Origin of the sequence: Pseudomonas sp. MPDS, assembly GCF_013283895.1 — a bacterium.
Taxonomy (GTDB): Bacteria; Pseudomonadota; Gammaproteobacteria; order Pseudomonadales; family Pseudomonadaceae; genus Aquipseudomonas; species Aquipseudomonas rhizophila.
This window is the reverse complement of sequence record NZ_CP054128.1, coordinates 203,561-222,881: the sequence shown is the minus strand read 5'-3', so window position 1 is coordinate 222,881 and position 19,321 is coordinate 203,561. Positions and strand designations below refer to the sequence as shown.

Below are 19,321 nucleotides of genomic sequence, written 5' to 3'. Positions count from 1 at the left end.
GGGCAAGTTGCATGGTCGTTTCTGAGGGGATATTACCCACCGACAGCGTACTTGCGAGTGTCTGACTCCTAAAAGGTTGATTTAGGTCCCTTTTTTGCGCCCGCGGCCGCCTCGTACGGTATGGCTTGCCCATTCCGACATCTATTTCCGACGGGCAATTCAAAAAGATTCTATCGCGTCTATCTCCGCCGTTCGTGCATTACGCACGACCTTTGTCGTGGCCATCGTGCAGGATGCGCTCCGGCTGGCTCGCAAGTCATCCATAACTAATTGATTTTAAAGATATTTATATCGCCAAAAATTCTGGCATGCCGAGTGCAATGGTTAGCTCAACGTGGCGTCAAGGCGCCTCAACCAGGTCACCACTCGGGGTGGGGAGGAATTTCAGGATGAATCGTCAACGTGCCGCTCAGTTTCGAATCTCTGCCCTGCATGTTCAGCAGGGTTTGTGGGCAGCAGTGGCCCTGCTGATCACGCTTGTGGCTGGCCAGCAGTTGATGCTTTGGCATCAGAGCCAACAGCCTGAAGCGCCTCTGTTGTCAATTCAGCGCGCCCCGCAAACTCATTTCAGCGCTGTCAGCAGCCTCTCGGATATTTCCGCCTCGATGCGAATGATGGAAGTCGATCAGTCTGTGAACGGCATGCCCCACCAGGAGCGCTGGGTGTTTTAACTCGATGAACCGGTCGTCCACTGCGCCGGAACCATCACTGCAAGACCCTAACTAAATAGAAAAGCGTAAGGAGAATCACCATGTTGAGCTGGGCAATTACTTTCCTGATCATTGCCATCATCGCCGCAGTACTGGGCTTCGGTGGTATCGCAGGCACCGCCACGGGCATCGCCAAGATTCTCTTTGTCGTGTTCCTGGTGATGTTCATCGCTTCCTTCTTCTTTGGCCGCCGTGGCCGAGGCTGACCATGAGCGTCGCACTCAAAGGATTGGTCGCTGCCCTGCTGCTGGGCGGCGGCACCATGGCCATGGCTGCCAACGACGGACAGATGCGGGTCAATCAGTTGCTCAAGGCCGACCCGCAATATGTCGAGACTTGGCAGCAAGTGGTTAAAAAGGAAGAACGCCTGCCGGAATGGGTGATGAACCTGTCAGGCGATTCGCAGCAGATGAATGCTGTCGAGGAAGATGGCGACAAATACCTGGTCGGTCCGTTGTGCGAAACCCAGGCGACATGCCGCAGCAAGCGCTTGTTCGTCGCTTTCAGTTTCGACAAGGACGAGGCTTATGCATTGCTGGTTGAAGTCCCTGCCGGACTTCCGGCCGACAAGTCGCCGACACGTCATGCTGATTACCGGTTCCTCGGCAATCCTGATGAAGGTATGCAAGAACTGTTAATGGAGCAACTCAAGAAAGATCCGAACTGGTACTGATTCTGAAAGCGAGAAAAGCACGTTGTTTTTCTCCTCTGCACAGTCCGAAGAGGGCCGATGCATGACCAGGGGGCCGGGACGCTCTGCCCGTCTAAGGGCGCAGTGACCTACGGGCACAAGGGGTGCCTGCGAAAGGGCCGGGTCAGGAAAAAGCTTCCACGCAGGTTCGCACAGTCATGACGACTGGCGAACTTGCGTGGAGCTTCGTGCGTTGTAAAGTTCATGCCAGAGCGGTTGGCTATCCTGGCGTCTGCGCCACCCCTGCGTACCACCATCGTTTTTCCACGCTGCTCCACTCCCCCGCATCCGACCGTATATCGGAGATTTATCCGCCCGGTCCGCTCTTTCAAGTGTGCTTCATTCTTCCGTCCTTTGAGCGCTTTTTACGAGGCCGGACAAAAACCCCGTTGCGCGGAAAATGGCCGGTTCACGGCATTTTTGCCTGCCGAAATGGCGTATTCGAACCGATGGGTACGCACGTTTTATTTCAAAGACATCATGCCGATTCGGCATAGGGTAGGCGTTTACGGCATTAGACGCCCCTCCTTTGCATCGCAATAGTTGCGCCTTTTTTCGCCTGCCAGTGCGCCTTTGGCGCGTACTCGGGGTGACCTTATATGGGGGCAGCGGCACGCATTCGTATCGCCATCGGGTGGTTCGGTTTGTGGCAGTTGCCCGAGTCCAACTGAAGTAAGGGTAAAGATATGAAGAAGGCAAGACTAAGCCTCGCCTGGCAGATCCTCATCGGTCTGGTGCTCGGGATTGCAATTGGCGCGCTGCTCAACCATTTCAGTACCGAGAAGGCCTGGTGGATCAGCAACGTGCTGCAACCGGCAGGCGATATCTTTATCCGTCTGATCAAGATGATCGTGATCCCGATCGTGATTTCTTCGCTGATCGTCGGTATTGCCGGGGTCGGTGACGCCAAGAAACTCGGGCGTATCGGCCTCAAGACCATCCTCTACTTCGAAATCGTCACCACTGTCGCCATCGTCGTCGGTTTGCTGTTGGCCAATTTCTTCCAGCCGGGCAGCGGCATCGACATGAGCACCTTGGGTACGGTGGATATTTCCAAGTACCAGGCCACGGCCGCCGAGGTTCAGCATGAACATGCGTTCATCCAGACCATTCTCAATCTGATCCCGTCGAACATCTTCGCGGCGGTGGCGCGTGGCGAGATGCTGCCGATCATTTTCTTCTCCGTATTGTTTGGCCTGGGTCTGTCCAGCCTGCAATCGGATCTGCGCGACCCCCTGGTGAAAATGTTCCAGGGCGTCTCGGAAAGCATGTTCAAGGTCACCCACATGATCATGCAATACGCCCCGATCGGCGTGTTCGCCCTGATCGCGGTGACGGTTGCCAACTTCGGCTTCGCTTCGCTGTTGCCATTGGCGAAGCTGGTGATCCTAGTTTACGTCGCCATCGCGTTCTTCGCCTTCGTGGTGCTGGGGCTGATTGCACGTCTGTTCGGCTTCTCCGTGGTCAAACTGATGCGCATCTTCAAGGATGAGCTGGTGCTGGCCTACTCCACCGCCAGCTCCGAAACCGTGTTGCCACGCGTGATCGAGAAGATGGAAGCCTACGGTGCACCCAAGGCGATTTGCAGCTTCGTGGTGCCGACCGGTTATTCGTTCAACCTCGACGGTTCGACCCTTTACCAGAGCATCGCGGCGATTTTCATCGCTCAGTTGTACGGCATCGATCTGTCCATCAGCCAGCAATTGCTGTTGGTGCTGACCTTGATGGTGACCTCCAAAGGCATCGCCGGCGTACCGGGTGTCTCTTTCGTGGTGCTGTTGGCGACCCTCGGCAGTGTCGGTATTCCGCTGGAAGGTCTGGCGTTCATTGCCGGTGTCGACCGCATCATGGACATGGCCCGCACCGCGCTGAACGTGATCGGCAATGCCCTGGCCGTGCTGGTCATTTCCCGCTGGGAAGGCATGTACGACGATGCCAAGGGCCAGCGCTACTGGAATTCCCTGCCCCACTGGCGCAGCAAAGAGCCGATGCCGGCGGGAGAAACTGCCAGCCGTTGAGGCGCATGATCCCTGTGGGAGCCGAGCTTGCTCGCGATTGCGGTGTGTCAGCCAACATCAATGCTGACTGATCCGGCTCCATCGCGAGCAAGCTCGGCTCCCACAGGATCTGCCATAGGATTTTTGTAGCCCCTGCGCAACGCCAAACAAACCCCGGAGAAATCCGGGGTTTGTCGTTTCTGCCAGCCCCGCTATCATTCGCGGCATCTTCCGGGGGACTTAAACGATGCTCAATGGCCTGTGGCTTGGCTTCTTTATCGTGGCAGCCGTATCGGCGCTGGCGCAGTGGCTGATCGGCGGTAACGCCGGGATCTTCGCCGCCATGGTGGAAAGCATTTTCGCCATGGCCAAGCTGTCGGTGGAGGTGATGGTCCTTCTGTTCGGCACCTTGACCCTGTGGCTGGGGTTTCTGCGGATCGCCGAAAAGGCCGGTATTGTCGACTGGCTGGCCAAGGCGCTCGGGCCATTGTTTTTGCGGCTGATGCCGGAGGTGCCGGCGGGCCATCCGGCGATTGGCCTGATTACCCTCAACTTTGCGGCAAACGGCCTGGGGCTGGATAACGCGGCGACCCCAATCGGCCTGAAGGCCATGCGAGCCCTGCAGGACTTGAACCCCAGCCCGACCATCGCCAGCAATGCACAAATCCTGTTCCTGGTGCTCAACGCCTCATCGCTGACACTGTTGCCGGTGACCATTTTCATGTATCGCGCCCAGCAAGGGGCGCCGGACCCGACCCTGGTATTCCTGCCGATCCTGCTCGCCACCAGCGCCTCAACCCTGGCGGGGCTACTGTCAGTGGCGTTCATGCAGCGCCTGCGCCTGTGGGACCCGGTAGTGCTGGCTTATCTGATTCCGGGTGCGTTGGTACTGGGCGGTTTCATGGCGCTGCTGGCGACGCTCTCAGCCACGGCGCTGGCCGGGCTGTCTTCGATTCTCGGCAACCTGACGCTGTTCGGCTTGATCATGATGTTTCTGGTGGTGGGCGCGCTGCGCAAGGTCAAGGTTTATGAAGCCTTCATTGAAGGTGCCAAAGAGGGCTTTGACGTCGCCAAGACGTTGCTGCCATACCTGGTGGCCATGTTATGCGCCGTCGGCGTGCTGCGGGCCTCGGGTGCGCTGGACTTCGGCCTGGACGGCATCCGGCACCTGGTGCAGTGGGCCGGCTGGGACACCCGTTTCGTCGACGCCTTGCCGACTGCCATGGTCAAGCCATTCTCCGGCAGCGCCGCCCGGGCGATGCTGATCGAAACCATGAAGACTTCCGGCGTGGACAGCTTCCCCGCGCTGGTGGCCGCGACCATTCAGGGCAGCACCGAAACCACCTTCTATGTGCTGGCGGTGTACTTCGGCGCCGTCGGTATCCAGCGGGCGCGGCATGCGGTGGGCTGCGCGCTGCTGGCCGAGTTCAGCGGCGTCGTGGCGGCGATCGGGGTTTGCTACTGGTTCTTTGGCTGAACCATATCCCCTTGCCACAGGCCCGGATTGCAGTCACGGGCCTTTAGGGGCGTGCGGGTATCGCCAAGCGCTGGCCTTGTTCTACCGTCCAGTTCACAACCTCGGCGGTCAGTCGATCGCTGGCCTGGCCGAAACCTTGCACCACTGCTGGCACTTGCACGTCGCTCAAGGGCTGGCGGACTTCAAAACGATGACTGGCAAGGATGCGTTGGTCAAATCCCCGCACCAGCAATGCGTCCAGGCGAATCACCACGCTGGCCCCCGCGCCGTGATATTCGGTCTGGAAGGCCTGCAATTGGCCACCCAACTCCAAATCCGTTTGCAAGTTGCTGTCGGCGACACTCAATAGCCCGACACGTCCATCCTGTGCGAAGCCATCGAGCAAGCGATTGCGCAGCAACACCGGTGCCGGGTCGCTCCAGCGTGAGGCTGCGTAGCTGCTCAACAGATTGCCGTGGGGAATGACCGCGATTTTAGGGCTGTTGAGCACTTCGCTGGCCTGCGGGCTGGCCAGGCGCAACGACCACTTCACGGGCGTGCCCGGGGCTGCGGGCGCCTGAGTCGCGGGTAAGCGATAGACGTCCGCGGGCTCGGCCTGGGGCAGAATCGAGCAACCGCCCACCAGGACACATCCTGCCAGCAAGAGGATAGGGCGGACGAACCGAACAAACGGCTTCATGGCGTGAATTCCTTGTTCTTGTCATTGCCCAGCAAATAGCCGCTGGGGTTGGCATCCAGGCGCCGGGAAATACCCCGCAGCGCGCTCAGGGTGTCGCGCAGTTCCCGCACCGCCGGCGACAGGGCATTGAGCCCCTGCATGCCATTGTTCAGCGCGTCGCGATTGTCGTTGAGCAGTTTGTCGAGGGTTGCGGTGCTGCGGGCCAGCGATTGCATGGCCTGGTCTGCGCTGCTCATGACCTCTTTGCCCTGATCGTTGAGCAGACCGTTGGCGCTGCGCATCAATGCCGTAGTCTGCTCCAGGGTGGCGCTGGCCTGTTTGCCGACAGAAGCCAGTTGCTGCATGGCCTGGCGAATATCGCCGCGTTGATCGGCGATGACCCCGGTGGTTTGCTCCAAGTGTTCAAGGGTCTTGCCCAACCGCTGGACATTGTCCGAGGAAAACACCGCGTTGGCGTTATGCAGCAGCAGGTTGATGCTGGTCATCAGGTCATCGCTGTTGTTCAGCAGGCGGGCGATGGGCGAGGGCGCTGCGATGATCACTGGCGGCTCGCCATCGTGCCCGGTCAGTGGCGGGCTATTGGGGGTGCCGCCACTGAGTTGGATAATCGAGGTGCCGGTGATGCCGGTCAGTGCCAGTTTGGCCTGGGTGTCCTGCTTGACCGGTGTTTCAGCACTCAAGCGTACCCGCGCCAGTACCCGGCGCGGGTCATTCGGGTCCAGGCGCAGATTGACCACGTCTCCGACCTTGATGCCGCTGTACTCCACCGAGCTGCCTCTGGACAAGCCGCTGACCGCTTCGTTGAACACCACTTCGTAATCCTTGAATTCGCTGTCCACGCTGGACTTGGCCAGCCACAACCCAAACAGCAGGGCGCCGACCACCACGATCACGGTGAACAGGCCGATCAATACATGATGGGCTCGGGTTTCCATGTCAGACCTCGTTCAATTGTGTAGCGGCCGTCAAGGCCGCGCGGCCGCGAGGGCCGTGGAAGTATTCATGGATCCAGGCATCGTCGGTTTCCGACACTTTGTCGATGACATCGGCCACCAGCACTTTTTTCTGGGCCAGCACCGCCACCCGGTCGGTGATGGTGTAGAGGGTGTCCAGGTCATGGGTGACCAGAAATACGCTCAAGCCCAAGGCGTCGCGAAGCGTCAGGATCAATTGGTCGAACGCTGCCGCGCCGATGGGGTCGAGGCCGGCGGTGGGTTCGTCGAGAAACAGAATGTCCGGGTCCAGGGCTAGCGCCCGGGCCAGGGCTGCACGCTTGATCATGCCGCCGGACAGCGAGGCGGGGTATTTGTCCGCTGCCGATAGCGGCAGTCCGGCCAACGCCAGTTTCACCGCCGCCAGATGTTCGGCATCGGCCCGGCTGAGCCCGGCGTGTTCGATCAGGGGCAGGGCGACATTCTCTGTCACAGTCAGCGAAGAAAACAGCGCGCCTTTCTGAAACAGCACCCCAAAGCGTCGTTCCACTTGCGAACGCTGTTGCTGGGGCAGGCTCGGCAGATCCTGGCCGAACACTCGCACGGCCCCTTCACTGGGCCGGTTCAAGCCGACAATGCTGCGCAACAGCACCGATTTGCCACTGCCGGAGCCGCCGACCACCGCGAGGATCTCGCCCTTGTATACGTCCAGGTCGAGGTTTTCGTGCACGCTCTGCAGGCCAAAGCGATTGCACAAGCCACGTACCTGTATCACCGCCTCGGTGGGCGGCCTGGAAGGTCGACTCACCATTGCATCTCCATGAAAAACAGCGCGGCTACCGCATCGAGCACGATCACCACAAAAATCGACTGCACCACGCTCGAGGTGGTGTGAGCCCCGACAGACTCGGCGCTGCCGCTGACTTTGAAGCCTTCCAGGCATCCCACCGCAGCAATCAGGAAGGCAAAGATCGGCGCCTTGACCATTCCCACCACGAAATGCTGGACGCCGATGTCCGACTGCAACAGCGTCAGGAACATCGCCGGAGAAATATCCAGCGACAGGGCACACACCACACCGCCGCCGACAATGCCCGAGAGCATGGCCACAAAGGTCAGCATCGGCAACGCCACCAACAGGGCCAGCACTCGCGGCACCACCAGCAACTCGATGGGATCGAGGCCCAGGGTACGAATCGCGTCGATTTCTTCGTTGGCCTTCATCGAGCCGATCTGGGCGGTGAAGGCGCTGGCGGTGCGACCTGCCATAAGAATCGCAGTCAGCAACACGCCGAATTCGCGCAGAAACGAGAACGCCACCAGGTCCACGGTAAAAATACTGGCGCCGAAATCGGCCAGCACCGTCGCCCCGAGAAACGCCACCACCGCGCCCACCAGAAAAGTCAGCAGGGCGACGATAGGGGCCGCGTCCAGCCCCGTCTGTTCGATGTGAACAACCATCGGGGTAATGCGCCAGCGTTTCGGGCGAAACAGGCCCCGGGCCAGCGTTTCTAGGATCAAGCCGACAAAGCCCAGCAATTGCAGGGTATCTTGCCAGACCTTGTCCACGGCTCGACCGATGCGTGTCAACAACTGGGTCACGACACTCACCGTCGGCTCTTTGACCGGCACGCAGAAGTCGGTCAGCGAGCAATAGACCGTCTGCAACAGTGCCCGATCGGCGGACGACAACGTGCAGTCGCGGTGCTCGGCGGTCTTGCCCAGCCGCTCGGCGCCCAGCAGTTCCACCAGCAACGAGGCGCCAGCGGTGTCGAGGGCACCCAAGCCATTGAGGTCGATCAGGGTGTTGTCGTCGTACTGGCCGCGCAGCGAGTCGCTCAAACGCTTGAGCTGCGTGTAGTGAGCCAGTGTCCAGTCCCCGCTGATCCATAGCTGCGCCGGGGAGTGAGAGCGATCCAGTCGGGCACTGCCAGCCAGAGTGCCAGGGGTCATAAGCGCCATGCTCGTTCGGCTCGAAAAGTGTTACCTAATAGCACGCCCGGCATTATTTTGTCCCAGGCTCGAGCGCAGCGCTGACCTTGAAGCGCAATACACCAATCACCTGGCCATTTTCCGTCAGCACCCGCACCTGCCATTTACCGGTGGGGTCTTCCGGGAAGTTCTGCTTGTGGGTCCAGGCGCGATAGCCTTCCTTGCGCCCGCCATGAATGTCCAGGGCGATACGGTCCACTTCTTTGCCGTTGAATTGCCAGACGTGATAAATCCGCTCATCGAGCCCTCGCGGCGCATTGATAGCGGTGTAGGCATACAGACCGTTGCCGCGTATCTGGTCAGCGGTGACTTCCTTCAGGCTGGCGCCCGGCGTGCGGTCCTCCAGCTGGGTGCTGATCGCCACCTCGGTCATCCACAAGGTTGCCGGCGGCACCCAGGAGCGCAGCACCCACCCGGCCGCGCCGATCCCCACCGTGATGCACAGAATCGCCAGGGCGTTGCGCACGGTGCGGATCGGAAAGATCGAAGCCAGGCTGGGGAACGACAACAGCATGGCAGTGCCCAGCGCCAGCTTGAAGCTCTGGTCGGTGGTCAGGTGCAGGATGATCGGCAGTGCGGTGAGCAGGGCGGCAAACAGCGTCAGGGTGTGCAGCGCCAGGAACGCCCAGCGCCGGGGCGCCAGCCATTTGTAGTACAGCGGATCAATGATCGAGACCAGTGCCGAGGCCGCCAGTAGGCCGGTGAAAATCACTTGGCTGCTGTTCCAGGTGGTGGTGATGAAAAAGAACGGCAAGACGAAAAACAGGCTTTCCTGGTGAATCATCTGCGTGGCGTAACGCAGCAGCGGCTGGGGGATTTCCCGTTTGAATATGCGGGTAAAAAGCCGGGTCAGGCTGTTCTCCAGCATCAGCCAGAGCCAGCTCACCAGCATGATGATGGTGATCCAGGTCGCAAGACCCTGCTGGCGGTCCACCAGCATGAAACTGCCGACTCCAGAGATGAAGCCACCGAGTGCGATGACCCCTGGATAGCGCTTCATCAATTCGAGAAGGCGCTGGATGTAGTGAGTCAGGTTCGGCATTCGGCAGTTCACAGTGAGTCGTAGGAAATATCCCTGACAGAGTATCGCCAGGACATCGATGTGACGAGCGCTCTAAGCCCTGCGACGCAATCTCCACCCGACCAGGACCAACAGCAACCCCAGCAGCCCGGCCACGCCCCAAACCAGCTCATCGTCGCCGAGCATGGGTTTCTCGATGCGCAGGTAGCCCGGGTCCTTGAGCAGTTCACGCAGGGCCTGGTTGGCCTGTTCCAGGCTCACCGCCTGAAGGCGCACGGCCGGATTGGTGAAGCGGCCGTCGTCGTAATCGCCAAGGGCACCCCAATAGTAATCGGCCAGTGCGCTGTTGCCTTGAACCGCCCACGACTGATGGGCGATGGCGGCGCGTTTGATGCGCACGAAACTCTCCGGGTCGAGGCCATCCTTGAGCAACGTGGTGCGCATTTGCTCCAGCGCCTGCTCGGCCTGGGGCAGGTCATCACGGGCCAGGTCCGCGTTCAGGCTGAAGAAGCCAACGCCGCCAAACACCTCTCGCTCCACCCACGGCCCGTAGGACAGGCTGCGGGCCAGGCGCAGCTGGCGATAGAGCGCCCAGTCCAGATAGTCCTTGAGCAGGTCGAAGGTTTCGTCGTGTTGCTGTTCCAGCACCGGCTCCGGAAACAGCCAATGAAGCTTGGCGCTATTGCCCACCAGGCCGCGCATCAGGTTGCGCTTGGTGACCGCGCTGTAGCGGATCTGCGGTAACGCTGCGTGAGCGCTGGGCTCGACCGGCTCCAGTTCGCCGAAGGTCCGCTCCAGATAGGCCGGTAGCAACCGGTCCAGGTCGCCGACCACGATCAGCGTCATGTTGTTCGGTGCATACCAGGCCTTGCGTGCCTGCTCGATCCTGGCAAGGGTGAGGTGCCCGACTTCGGCGCGTTCGGCACAGCGCAGACCCAATTCCACTGCCAATTGATTGCCCGCCTTGTGGCCCAGGTCCTGATGATCGAGCCAGCGTTGCAGATGGGTGTAGTGGCCGCCATCCTCGCGTTCCACCACACGTTTGGCCGCCTGCAGGGCGTTGTCGTCGATGCGGGTACGAGTCAGCAGGGCGATCAACAGGTCCAGGACCTTGCGTTGATTGCGCGCCGGTGCCTCGATGACGAACGTGGTGTCGGCGTTGCTCGTGAAGGCGTTCCACTCGCCGCCCAGCGCCTGCATACGCTCTTCCAGCCCGCCTTCGCCGCCGTCATCGACACCGCTGAACAGCAAATGCTCAAGCAGGTGGGGCAGTTCCTTGTCGGCGCAGTTGAAGTCGTCCAGTCCCACGCCCACTACCAGCCGGATCGCCACATGCCCGCGCTCGCTGCCCGGCTTGAGCAGCAGTTGCATACCGTTGGGCAGCACATACCCCTCGACCTGGAATCGATCCAGCGCGACCGACGGCAGTGAACCGAGCAAAAGAACGGCGAGCAACAGACAACGCATAGCGAGCTTCCTGGCGGCTGATTGGAGGTCCATGTGCCGGGCAGGCCGTCATCGCAGGCAACTTCGCGCCCCACCTCGAACCCAATGGATCTCCATGGCGACGTGGGGCCGGCTTGCGTGCGAATGGTTTAAGCCCAGGCCAATCTTACTGACTGAGCAATGCGCCAGTCGTTCAAGGCGAATGGGTGACGTCGGAAATTTCATCAACCGCGAGCGCACCTGTCTCGGAAGTCCCCAGCACCACGTAGGCGCTGCCGCAGAACAGCGAGTTGAGGCGTTTCATGTCGGCGATCAGTTCTAAGTGCAGGGAACTGGTCTCGATGCTTTGTACGATTTTTCGCTGTAGACGGCTGACGTGTGCGTGGGCCAGTCGTCTTTCCTGCGCTCGAAAGCGACGTTTCTCACGCAACAGCTGACGGGCGCTCTCGGGATCGGCACTGAGGAACACCGACAATCCCAGCCGCAGATTGGCGATCAACTGGCTGTGCAGTGTCGCCAACTCTTCCAGGCCAACCTCGGAAAAGGACCGACGTTGCGCGGTTTTCTGTTGCTGGACCTTGCGCAACATGCGTTCGATGAGGTCGCTGGCCAGCTTCAGGTTGATCGCCAGCTCAATGATTTCCGCCCAGCGGCGGCTGTCCTGTTCACTGAGGTCCTCACGGGGCATTTGGGCCATATACAGCTTGATGGCGCTGCACAGCGCCTCGACGTCATCGCCCATGCTCCGTACTTGTTGGGTGACTGCGGTCTGCCCGCCGCGCAGTACGTCGAGCATGGCTTCGAGCATGGTTTCGATCAGATCACCGATGCGCAGGGTTTCCCGGGCAGCATTCGCCAGGGCCAGGCTCGGCGTGGCGAGGGCGGTGAGGTCCAGGTGGCGTGGCTTGGCCGTGCCGTTGGTGTCAGGACGCTCCGGCAGCAGCCAGGCACACAGCCTGGCCATCGGCCCGACGCTGGGCAGCAGCACCAGGCAGCGCACGGTGTTGTAGAGCAGGTGAAAACCGATCACCGTTTCCTGGTGGCTGAAATCCAGGCCGTCCAACCAGCCCACCAACGGATCGAGCACTGGAATGATCAACAACAGGCCGATCAACTTGTACAGCAGGCTGCCCAGCGCCACCTGGCGGCCGGCGGCGTTCTGCATGCTGGTGCTGAGAAAGGCCAGCACGCCGCTGCCGATGTTGGCGCCGATCACCAGGCCGATGGCCACCGGCAGACTGATTACCGCTGCGCCGGCCAGTGTCGCGGTCAACAGCACGGCGGCGAGGCTGGAATAGGAGATCATCGCGAACAGCGCACCCACCAGCGCATCGAGCAGGATGTCGCCGGTCAGCGAGGCAAAGATAACTTTCACGCCCTGGGCCTGGGTGATGGGCGCGGCGGCTTCGACAATCAATTGCAGCGCCAGGATGATCAAGCCCAAGCCGATGCCGACCCGGCCCATTTGCCCCAGGCGGGTCTGTTTGCGCGACAGGAAAAAAATCACCCCGAGGAAAATCAGCAGGGGCGATAACCAGGACAGATCCAGGGTCAGTACCCGCGCCATCAGCGCCGTGCCGACATCGGCGCCGAGCATGGTCGCCAGGGCAGGGGTCAGTGCCATCAGGCCCTGGCCGACGAATGAGGTGACGAGCATGGCTGTGGCGTTGCTGCTCTGGACCATGGCAGTGACCATGATGCCTGCGACGAACGCCAGCCAGCGCTTGGACATGTTTTGGCCAATGACATGGCGCAGGTTCGTGCCATAGACCCGCAGAATGCCGGTACGGACGATGTGCGTGCCCCAGATCAGCAGGGCCACGGCGGAGAGCAAGTTCAGCAGGGTCAGCATGAGAAGCCCCCTGTTAGCGTCCCAAAGGGACCAATTGACGGTGCCACATTTTTCTTCGTTGTACTTAAGCTGTAGTTGGCCAACGGTTCGAGCGCCAGCATTGCACAGCTAAAGACGGGTTTGAAACAAAACTGTCATAAAAAGCCATTGACCAAAGACCCCACGAAACCCAGTGGGAGCGAGCCTGCTCGCGATAGCGGTCTGTTAGCCAATGAAGATGTTGAATGTTGTGGCCTCATCGCGAGCAGGCTCGCTCCCACAGGTTTTGCATCCAGTTACTTTCCGGCAGGCATGAAAAAGGGGCTCGAAAGCCCCTTCGTTCATTGCCCTGTGCCGCTTACTGGCCTGGCATATCCTTACGCAGTTTTACCGGATCCTGCTGCTTGCGCTTGCGCGCCATGGCAGTGCGCATCTTGATGTTGAACGCTTCGACCGCCAGAGAGAAGGCCATGGCGAAGTAGACGTAGCCTTTTGGCACGTGCACGTCCAGGGACTCAGCGATCAGCACGGTACCGACCACCAGCAGGAACGACAGCGCCAGCATCTTCAGCGACGGGTGCTTGTCGATGAACGAGCTGATGGTGCCCGCCGCCAGCATCATCACCAGCACCGCCACGACGATTGCCGCGACCATCACCGGTACATGGGAGACCATGCCCACGGCGGTGATCACCGAATCCAGGGAGAACACGATGTCGATGATCGCGATCTGGACGATGGTGTAGATGAAGCTGCCGCCCGTGCCCGCAGGCGTCTCGCCGGTTTCGTCTTCGCCTTCCAGCGCGTGGTACATCTCCTGGGAGCTTTTCCACAGCAGGAACAAGCCACCGAAGAACAGGATCAGGTCACGACCGGAAATGCCCTGGCCGAACACTTCGAACAGGTCGGCGGTCAGGCGCATGACCCAGGTGATGGACAGCAGCAACAGGATCCGCGTGATCATGGCCAGGGCCAGACCGAAGATCCGGGTGCGTGCCTGCATGTGCTTGGGCATGCGGCTGACCAGGATCGAGATCATGATGATGTTATCGATGCCCAGGACAATTTCCAGGGCGGTCAGGGTGAAGAAGGCAACCCAGATTTCCGGGTTGGTCAGCCATTCCATGTGAGTTCCTTTAGCGAGTGTTGGGCCGCGCCGCGCCTTCGATTATCCAAAGGGGCGACGCAGCGGGCATTGCTTTTATAGAGTGCTGAACAGCGGAAAAATCCCCATCAGCAAGGCGGCAAACATTATGCACAGGCAAACCAATACTGCCCACTTCAAGGTGAAGCGTTGGTGATCGCCAAACTCGATCCCCGCCAGGGCCACCAGCAGGTAAGTCGATGGAACCAGTGGGCTCAGCAGGTGGACGGGCTGGCCAACAATCGAGGCGCGGGCCATTTCAACGGCAGTGATGCCGTAATGGCTGGCCGCTTCGGCCATGACCGGTAACACCCCGTAATAAAACGCATCGTTCGACATGAAGAAGGTGAACGGCATGCTCGCCAGCGCGGTAATCACTGCCAGGTATGGGCCCAGGAAATCCGGGATCACCGCCAGCAGGCTCTTGGACATGGCGTCGACCATGCCGGTCCCGGACAGGATGCCGGTGAAGATACCCGCCGCGAAAATCAAACCGACCACCGCCAATACGCTGCCGGCATGGGCCGCAACGCGGTCTTTCTGCTGTTGCAGGCAAGGGTAGTTGACGATCATCGCGATACTGAACGCCACCATGAACAGCACCGGCAGCGGTAACAGGCCGGCGATCAGCGTGCACATCAGGCCCAGGGTCAACGCACCGTTGAACCAGATCAGCTTCGGACGACGGGCGTCCGGGAACTGGGAAACGCTGATTTCGCTGTGGTCGATGTCATCACCGGCGAGGTGCAATTCACCCAGACGGGCGCGCTCGCGTTTACCGTACATGTAGGAAATCGCCAGGATCGCCGCTACACCCGCGAGCATCGCAGGAATCATCGGAACGAAGATGTCGGACGGATCGACATGCAGCGCGCTGGCTGCACGGGCCGTCGGGCCGCCCCAGGGGGTCATGTTCATCACGCCACCGGCGAGAATGATCAGGCCGGCCATGATCCGTGGGCTCATGCCGATGCGGCTGTAGAGCGGCAGCATGGCGGCCACGCAGATCATATAAGTGGTCGCGCCGTCACCATCGAGGGAAACGACGAGCGCCAGAACGGCGGTGCCGACCGAAACTTTCAACGGGTCGCCCTTGACCAGCTTGAGGATCTTGCGCACGGCCGGGTCGAACAGGCCGGAGTCGATCATCAGGGCAAAATAAAGAATCGCGAACATCAGCATCACCCCGGTCGGGGCAAGCTTGGTGATGCCTTCGAGCATCATCGGACCGATCTTCGGTGCAAAACCACCGAACAGAGCGAACAGGATCGGGATGATGATCAGGGCAATCAGCGCGGACAGGCGCTTGGTCATGATCAGGAACATGAACGTGATGACCATGGCAAAGCCAAGGAAAGTCAGCATAGGAAATACTCCAGGCGTGGCGCGACGGGCAAAGGCAGACCGAACAGGTCAGCGCAGAATGCAAAGCACGGGACGGACGGAGGGAGTGGGTTCAGCGGGGCGGGTAGCAGCGGACATCAGAATCACCATTGTTGTTGTTAAAAGGGCCTAACGAGCCTTAGCCGCTCGCTTCTGGCCACCGGTCTGTTGCCGGTAGTGGGGGCGATCCTAATCGCGCAAGCTTTCAGCCACCTTTCGCCGCTGTAATGGAGTTTTTCTGTAGGGCAAGGCTTACCTGTAGGAGCAAGCTTTGTTCCCACAGACAATCTGCGCTCCACCGATAAATCAAAACACCGAAAGATCCAACGGCCGCACCGCGCCCATCCAGATCGCATGCTCGGTGTGGTCCGTCAGGTCGTCGCCGGTGTCCGGGTGAAGAAATATCACCAGGCCTTTGCGATTGAGCGCCAGCCACGGCAAGACCACGCCGATGTGCTGTGGATCGAACGCCAATTGGCAGCTCCAGTCCGGGTGCGGCCCGACTGGGCGTTGGTGGATACGGCCCATTTTCAGCCCAAACAGTCGCGTTGCTTCCTCGCACAGTGCCCGCGCCTGGTCGATGGTGTTGGCGTCGAAATAGACATGGGCGTGGTAGCCCTTGATCCGCTGCATGTGCTTCTCCTCGAAAACTGGCCGAACCGAGGTTGTCTCCCGCGGGTCAGAGCCTTTACATGCGGGACAAAAAAGGAAAAACAGCCATGAAAAATGCCGAAACCCCGGTCACCAAAGTGGTGCTCTATGGTGCCATGAGTAGCCTCGGCAGTGCGTTGATGGCTGAAATGCTGCGGCGCCAGCACGAAGTCATCGCTGTTCTCGACGACCTTACGGCCCTGGCGCCGCGCCCCGGCCTGCGGGCCAAGACCGGCGACCTCTACGATCCCCAGCGGGTCAAGCAAAGCGTGGCCGGCGCCAATGCCGTGGTGTGTCTGTTGAACGCTCCAGGGTTGCCGATGAACAGCGAGCACGTGGAGCGCACGCTCATTCCCGGTCCCGTGGAGCAGGTGTTGGCGGTGGATGCGCTGATCGCCGGGATGGAGGCGGCGAGTATTTCCCGGCTGTTTCTGGTGGGCGATTTCGCCGTGCTCGACGAGGAGCCGGCAGACGATGTATTGCAGCGCCATGCCGCCGAAGAAGTCCTCGACGCCCTGAACAACAGCACGTTGCAATGGACCCTGATTGACTCACCCTACGCAACGCCCGGTTTGAGCATCGAGCACTTCAGCCAGGTCAGCACCAGCCTGGAGGCCGGCATGGCCGAATCACTGGAGCGGCTTGGCCGTGTGGCCGTCGGCATTGCCGATGAGCTGCGCTTGAACCTGCATGTGGGCCAGCATGTCAGTTTTGTCGCCGCCGATTAGCCTGTGCGGTCGCCGTCTCCCGAGTTGGCGCAGGGGAGGGCTGGTTACACCGCAATGGAAGGCAAGGCCAACCCCGTGAGCGATTCGGCGCTGTTGGCCTGCTCCTCCATCAACCAGTCCACAAACTGCCTGATCAATACCCCGCGCCGTTTACGCTGGGGCAAGACCACGTAATACCCTGACCGCGACAACACTGTTTCAGCGACCGGACGGCACAGCAGCCCTTGGGCCAATAAGTTATCCACAAGGTATCGCCAACCGATGGCAACGCCCTGACCGCCAATCGCCGCCTGGATGAGCAAGGTGTAGTTGTCGAACCGCAACTGCCCGGGCGCCGGGGGTGAGGTAATGCCCAGCTCACGGAAAACGCCACTCCAATCGAACCAATGGCTACTGTTTTCCCCGCGCAAATGCAGGAGCGGGAACTCCGACAAGGCTTGAGCCGACAAGGGCAGGGAGCGTTCCTTGAGCAACAGCGGGCTGCACACGGGAAAGACTTCTTCGCTGAAAAGCCAGCGACTTTCGCCTTGTTTGAAGCGACCGTCTCCAAATAGCACCGCAACGTCGATATCCGTGCGCAGCATGTTGTGATTGCGTTCGCTGGTCACCAGGCTGACGTCCACCTTTGGGTTGGCGGCGTGAAACCGATGCAAGCGGGGCATCAGCCAATAGGCGGCAAACGCAAAATCGGTGGCCACTTGCAGCACCTCATGCTGGTCATGGGCGGTGATCGCGCTCAATCCTGCGTCGATATTCTGCAAACCGGCCTGCACCTGCTCGAACAGGATTGTTCCGGCCTCGGTCAGCTCGATGCCGCGATAGATGCGATCGAACAACCGTGTACCCAGTTGTTCTTCCAGGCGCTTGATCTGCTGGCTGATGGCCGGTTGCGTGGTGCCCAGTTCGATCGCCGCTGCCGTAAAGCTGCGGTGGCGGGCCGCGGCTTCAAAGGCGCGGAACAGGTCAAGGGACAGGTCACCCAGGGCTTCATACATAAGCTGTGCTTATCCTAGTCATTGCCTTGCGTGGGCTTTACCCATAAAGGCGGGGGCTACATGCTCAATCGCAGCAATTTCGCATAACTGTTTACTATGGAATGCCGCGAATACATGAAGCGCAAGAACATTCTTTTCATCATGGCCGATCAAATGGCCGCGCCAATGTTGCCGATCTACGGTCCTTCGCCGATCAAGCTGCCGAACCTGTCGCGCCTGGCCGAGCAGGGCGTGGTGTTCGACGCCGCGTATTGCAACAGCCCACTCTGCGCACCGTCGCGCTTTACCCTGGTGAGCGGTCAGTTGCCCAGCAAGATCGGCGCCTACGATAACGCGGCGGATTTTCCTGCGGACGTCCCGACGTACGCCCACTACCTGCGGCGTCTGGGTTATCGCACGGCGCTGTCCGGCAAGATGCATTTTTGCGGGCCGGACCAGTTGCATGGCTACGAAGAACGCCTGACCAGTGACATTTACCCGGCCGATTACGGCTGGGCCGTGAACTGGGACGAGCCCGACGTGCGGCCAAGCTGGTATCACAACATGTCTTCGGTGTTGCAGGCTGGTCCGTGCGTGCGCACCAACCAGTTGGATTTTGACGAAGAAGTGGTGTTCAAGGCCCAGCAGTATCTGTTCGACCACATCCGCGAGGATGGCGACCAGCCGTTCTGCCTGACGGTGTCCATGACCCACCCACACGACCCGTACACCATTCCCAAGACCTTTTGGGATATGTATGACGACAAGGACATCCCGCTGCCGCAAACCCCGGGGCAAACAGAGCTGGACCCGCATTCCCAGCGCCTGTTGAAAGTCTATGACCTGTGGGACAAGCCACTGCCTGTGGATAAGATCCGCGATGCGCGCCGCGCGTACTTCGGTGCGTGCAGCTACATTGACAGCAACGTCGGCAAGTTACTGCAAACCCTGGAAGACACCGGCTTGATGGACGACACGATCATCGTGTTCTCCGGCGATCATGGAGACATGCTCGGTGAAAAAGGCCTCTGGTACAAAATGCACTGGTTCGAGATGGCGGCTCGCGTTCCCTTGCTGATCAGCGCACCGGGCCAGTTCGCCAGCGGGCGGGTCGGGGCGGCGGTGTCCACTGCCGACTTGCTGCCGACCCTGGTGGAGTTGGCCGGTGGCCGGCTTGAGCCCGGACTGCCGCTGGATGGCCGGTCGCTGGTGCCCCATCTGCAGGGGCAGGGCGGTCATGACGAGGTCTTTGGTGAATACATGGCCGAAGGCACCATCAGCCCGTTGATGATGATCCGTCGTGGACCCTGGAAATTCATCTACAGCGAAGACGATCCATGCCTGCTGTTCGATCTGCGCAATGACCCCAAAGAACTGGAGGACCTTAGCCAATCGGCTGAGCATCAGTCCCTGTGCGCGGATTTTCTCGCCGAAGCGCGAGCTAAATGGGATATCCCAACCATTCACCAACAGGTGCTCGCCAGTCAGCGACGTCGACGTTTCGTCGCCCACGCGTTGACCCTGGGCAAACTCAAGAGCTGGGATCACCAGCCGCTGGTGGACGCCAGCCAGCAGTACATGCGTAACCACATTGACCTCGACGATCTGGAACGCAAGGCCCGTTATCCACAACCCTGCCAAAACCAATAACGTAAGGGGAAGCAC

General features: G+C 60.2%; 18 protein-coding genes. 7 read left to right on the top strand and 11 right to left on the bottom strand.

Features of this window, described 5'->3' with window-relative positions; genetic code table 11:
• Window positions 1-389 precede the first annotated feature (389 nt).
• The 5 genes from HQ912_RS00940 to HQ912_RS00920 all read left to right on the top strand — a co-directional run bounded on the left by HQ912_RS00940 (window position 390) and on the right by HQ912_RS00920 (window position 4,875).
• Window positions 390-671, top strand: coding sequence for a hypothetical protein (locus HQ912_RS00940; RefSeq protein WP_047229794.1), 282 nt, complete (start codon window positions 390-392; stop codon window positions 669-671).
• An 80-nt stretch (window positions 672-751) separates the two neighbouring features.
• A complete protein-coding gene (locus tag HQ912_RS00935; RefSeq protein ID WP_003177151.1) occupies window positions 752-916 on the top strand; it encodes a DUF1328 domain-containing protein in 165 nt (54 codons plus the stop codon).
• Window positions 917-918: 2 nt separating this feature from the next.
• Complete coding sequence (locus tag HQ912_RS00930) at window positions 919-1,383, top strand: inhibitor of vertebrate lysozyme family protein (RefSeq protein WP_047229795.1); 465 nt, start codon at window positions 919-921, stop codon at window positions 1,381-1,383.
• A 704-nt stretch (window positions 1,384-2,087) separates the two neighbouring features.
• Entirely contained in the window at window positions 2,088-3,419 is a 1,332-nt protein-coding gene (gene gltP / locus HQ912_RS00925) for a glutamate/aspartate:proton symporter GltP (protein ID WP_047229796.1), read from the top strand.
• 226 nt (window positions 3,420-3,645) lie between these two features.
• Window positions 3,646-4,875, top strand: a complete 1,230-nt coding sequence (locus HQ912_RS00920) for a nucleoside recognition domain-containing protein (protein WP_047229797.1) — start codon at window positions 3,646-3,648, stop codon at window positions 4,873-4,875.
• A gap of 43 nt (window positions 4,876-4,918) precedes the next feature.
• Here the strand turns inward: HQ912_RS00920 and HQ912_RS00915 are convergent, their stop codons facing one another.
• The 10 genes from HQ912_RS00915 to HQ912_RS00870 form a co-directional block, all read right to left on the bottom strand.
• A complete protein-coding gene (locus tag HQ912_RS00915; RefSeq protein ID WP_173406348.1) occupies window positions 4,919-5,554 on the bottom strand; it encodes an ABC-type transport auxiliary lipoprotein family protein in 636 nt (211 codons plus the stop codon).
• Entirely contained in the window at window positions 5,551-6,489 is a 939-nt protein-coding gene (locus HQ912_RS00910; protein ID WP_047229799.1) for an MlaD family protein, read from the bottom strand. The genes HQ912_RS00915 and HQ912_RS00910 overlap by 4 nt, the downstream gene beginning before the upstream one ends.
• Before the next feature lies 1 nt (window position 6,490).
• Entirely contained in the window at window positions 6,491-7,297 is an 807-nt protein-coding gene (locus HQ912_RS00905; protein ID WP_171061294.1) for an ABC transporter ATP-binding protein, read from the bottom strand.
• Window positions 7,291-8,439 (bottom strand): ABC transporter permease, encoded by a 1,149-nt coding sequence (locus HQ912_RS00900; RefSeq protein WP_047229800.1) that lies wholly within the window; start codon window positions 8,437-8,439, stop codon window positions 7,291-7,293. Before HQ912_RS00900 ends, HQ912_RS00905 begins: the two co-directional genes overlap by 7 nt.
• Window positions 8,440-8,491: 52 nt before the next feature.
• Complete coding sequence (locus tag HQ912_RS00895; RefSeq protein ID WP_047229801.1) at window positions 8,492-9,520, bottom strand: DUF5924 family protein; 1,029 nt, start codon at window positions 9,518-9,520, stop codon at window positions 8,492-8,494.
• Between the two features lie 72 nt (window positions 9,521-9,592).
• Entirely contained in the window at window positions 9,593-10,966 is a 1,374-nt protein-coding gene (locus HQ912_RS00890) for a M16 family metallopeptidase (protein ID WP_047229802.1), read from the bottom strand.
• A gap of 172 nt (window positions 10,967-11,138) precedes the next feature.
• Entirely contained in the window at window positions 11,139-12,797 is a 1,659-nt protein-coding gene (locus HQ912_RS00885; protein ID WP_047229803.1) for a Na/Pi cotransporter family protein, read from the bottom strand.
• Window positions 12,798-13,134: 337 nt separating this feature from the next.
• On the bottom strand, window positions 13,135-13,902 hold the full coding sequence (locus HQ912_RS00880; protein ID WP_076383142.1) for a TerC family protein: 768 nt from the start codon (window positions 13,900-13,902) through the stop codon (window positions 13,135-13,137).
• Window positions 13,903-13,977: 75 nt separating this feature from the next.
• Entirely contained in the window at window positions 13,978-15,285 is a 1,308-nt protein-coding gene (locus HQ912_RS00875; protein ID WP_047229805.1) for a CitMHS family transporter, read from the bottom strand.
• Window positions 15,286-15,609: 324 nt separating this feature from the next.
• The gene (locus HQ912_RS00870; protein WP_160891468.1) at window positions 15,610-15,936 is read right to left on the bottom strand and encodes a DOPA 4,5-dioxygenase family protein; all 327 of its coding nucleotides are present in this window, start codon (window positions 15,934-15,936) and stop codon (window positions 15,610-15,612) included.
• An 86-nt stretch (window positions 15,937-16,022) separates the two neighbouring features.
• Here HQ912_RS00870 and HQ912_RS00865 point away from each other — a divergent pair, with 86 nt between their 5' ends.
• Complete coding sequence (locus HQ912_RS00865) at window positions 16,023-16,682, top strand: NAD(P)-dependent oxidoreductase (protein ID WP_047229807.1); 660 nt, start codon at window positions 16,023-16,025, stop codon at window positions 16,680-16,682.
• Window positions 16,683-16,726: 44 nt separating this feature from the next.
• Here the strand turns inward: HQ912_RS00865 and HQ912_RS00860 are convergent, their stop codons facing one another.
• Window positions 16,727-17,677, bottom strand: a complete 951-nt coding sequence (locus HQ912_RS00860) for a choline sulfate utilization transcriptional regulator (protein WP_173406347.1) — start codon at window positions 17,675-17,677, stop codon at window positions 16,727-16,729.
• A 114-nt stretch (window positions 17,678-17,791) separates the two neighbouring features.
• Between HQ912_RS00860 and betC the strand changes: the two genes are divergently transcribed.
• A complete protein-coding gene (betC, locus tag HQ912_RS00855) occupies window positions 17,792-19,306 on the top strand; it encodes a choline-sulfatase (RefSeq protein WP_047229809.1) in 1,515 nt (504 codons plus the stop codon).
• The last annotated feature ends 15 nt before the right edge of the window (window positions 19,307-19,321 follow it).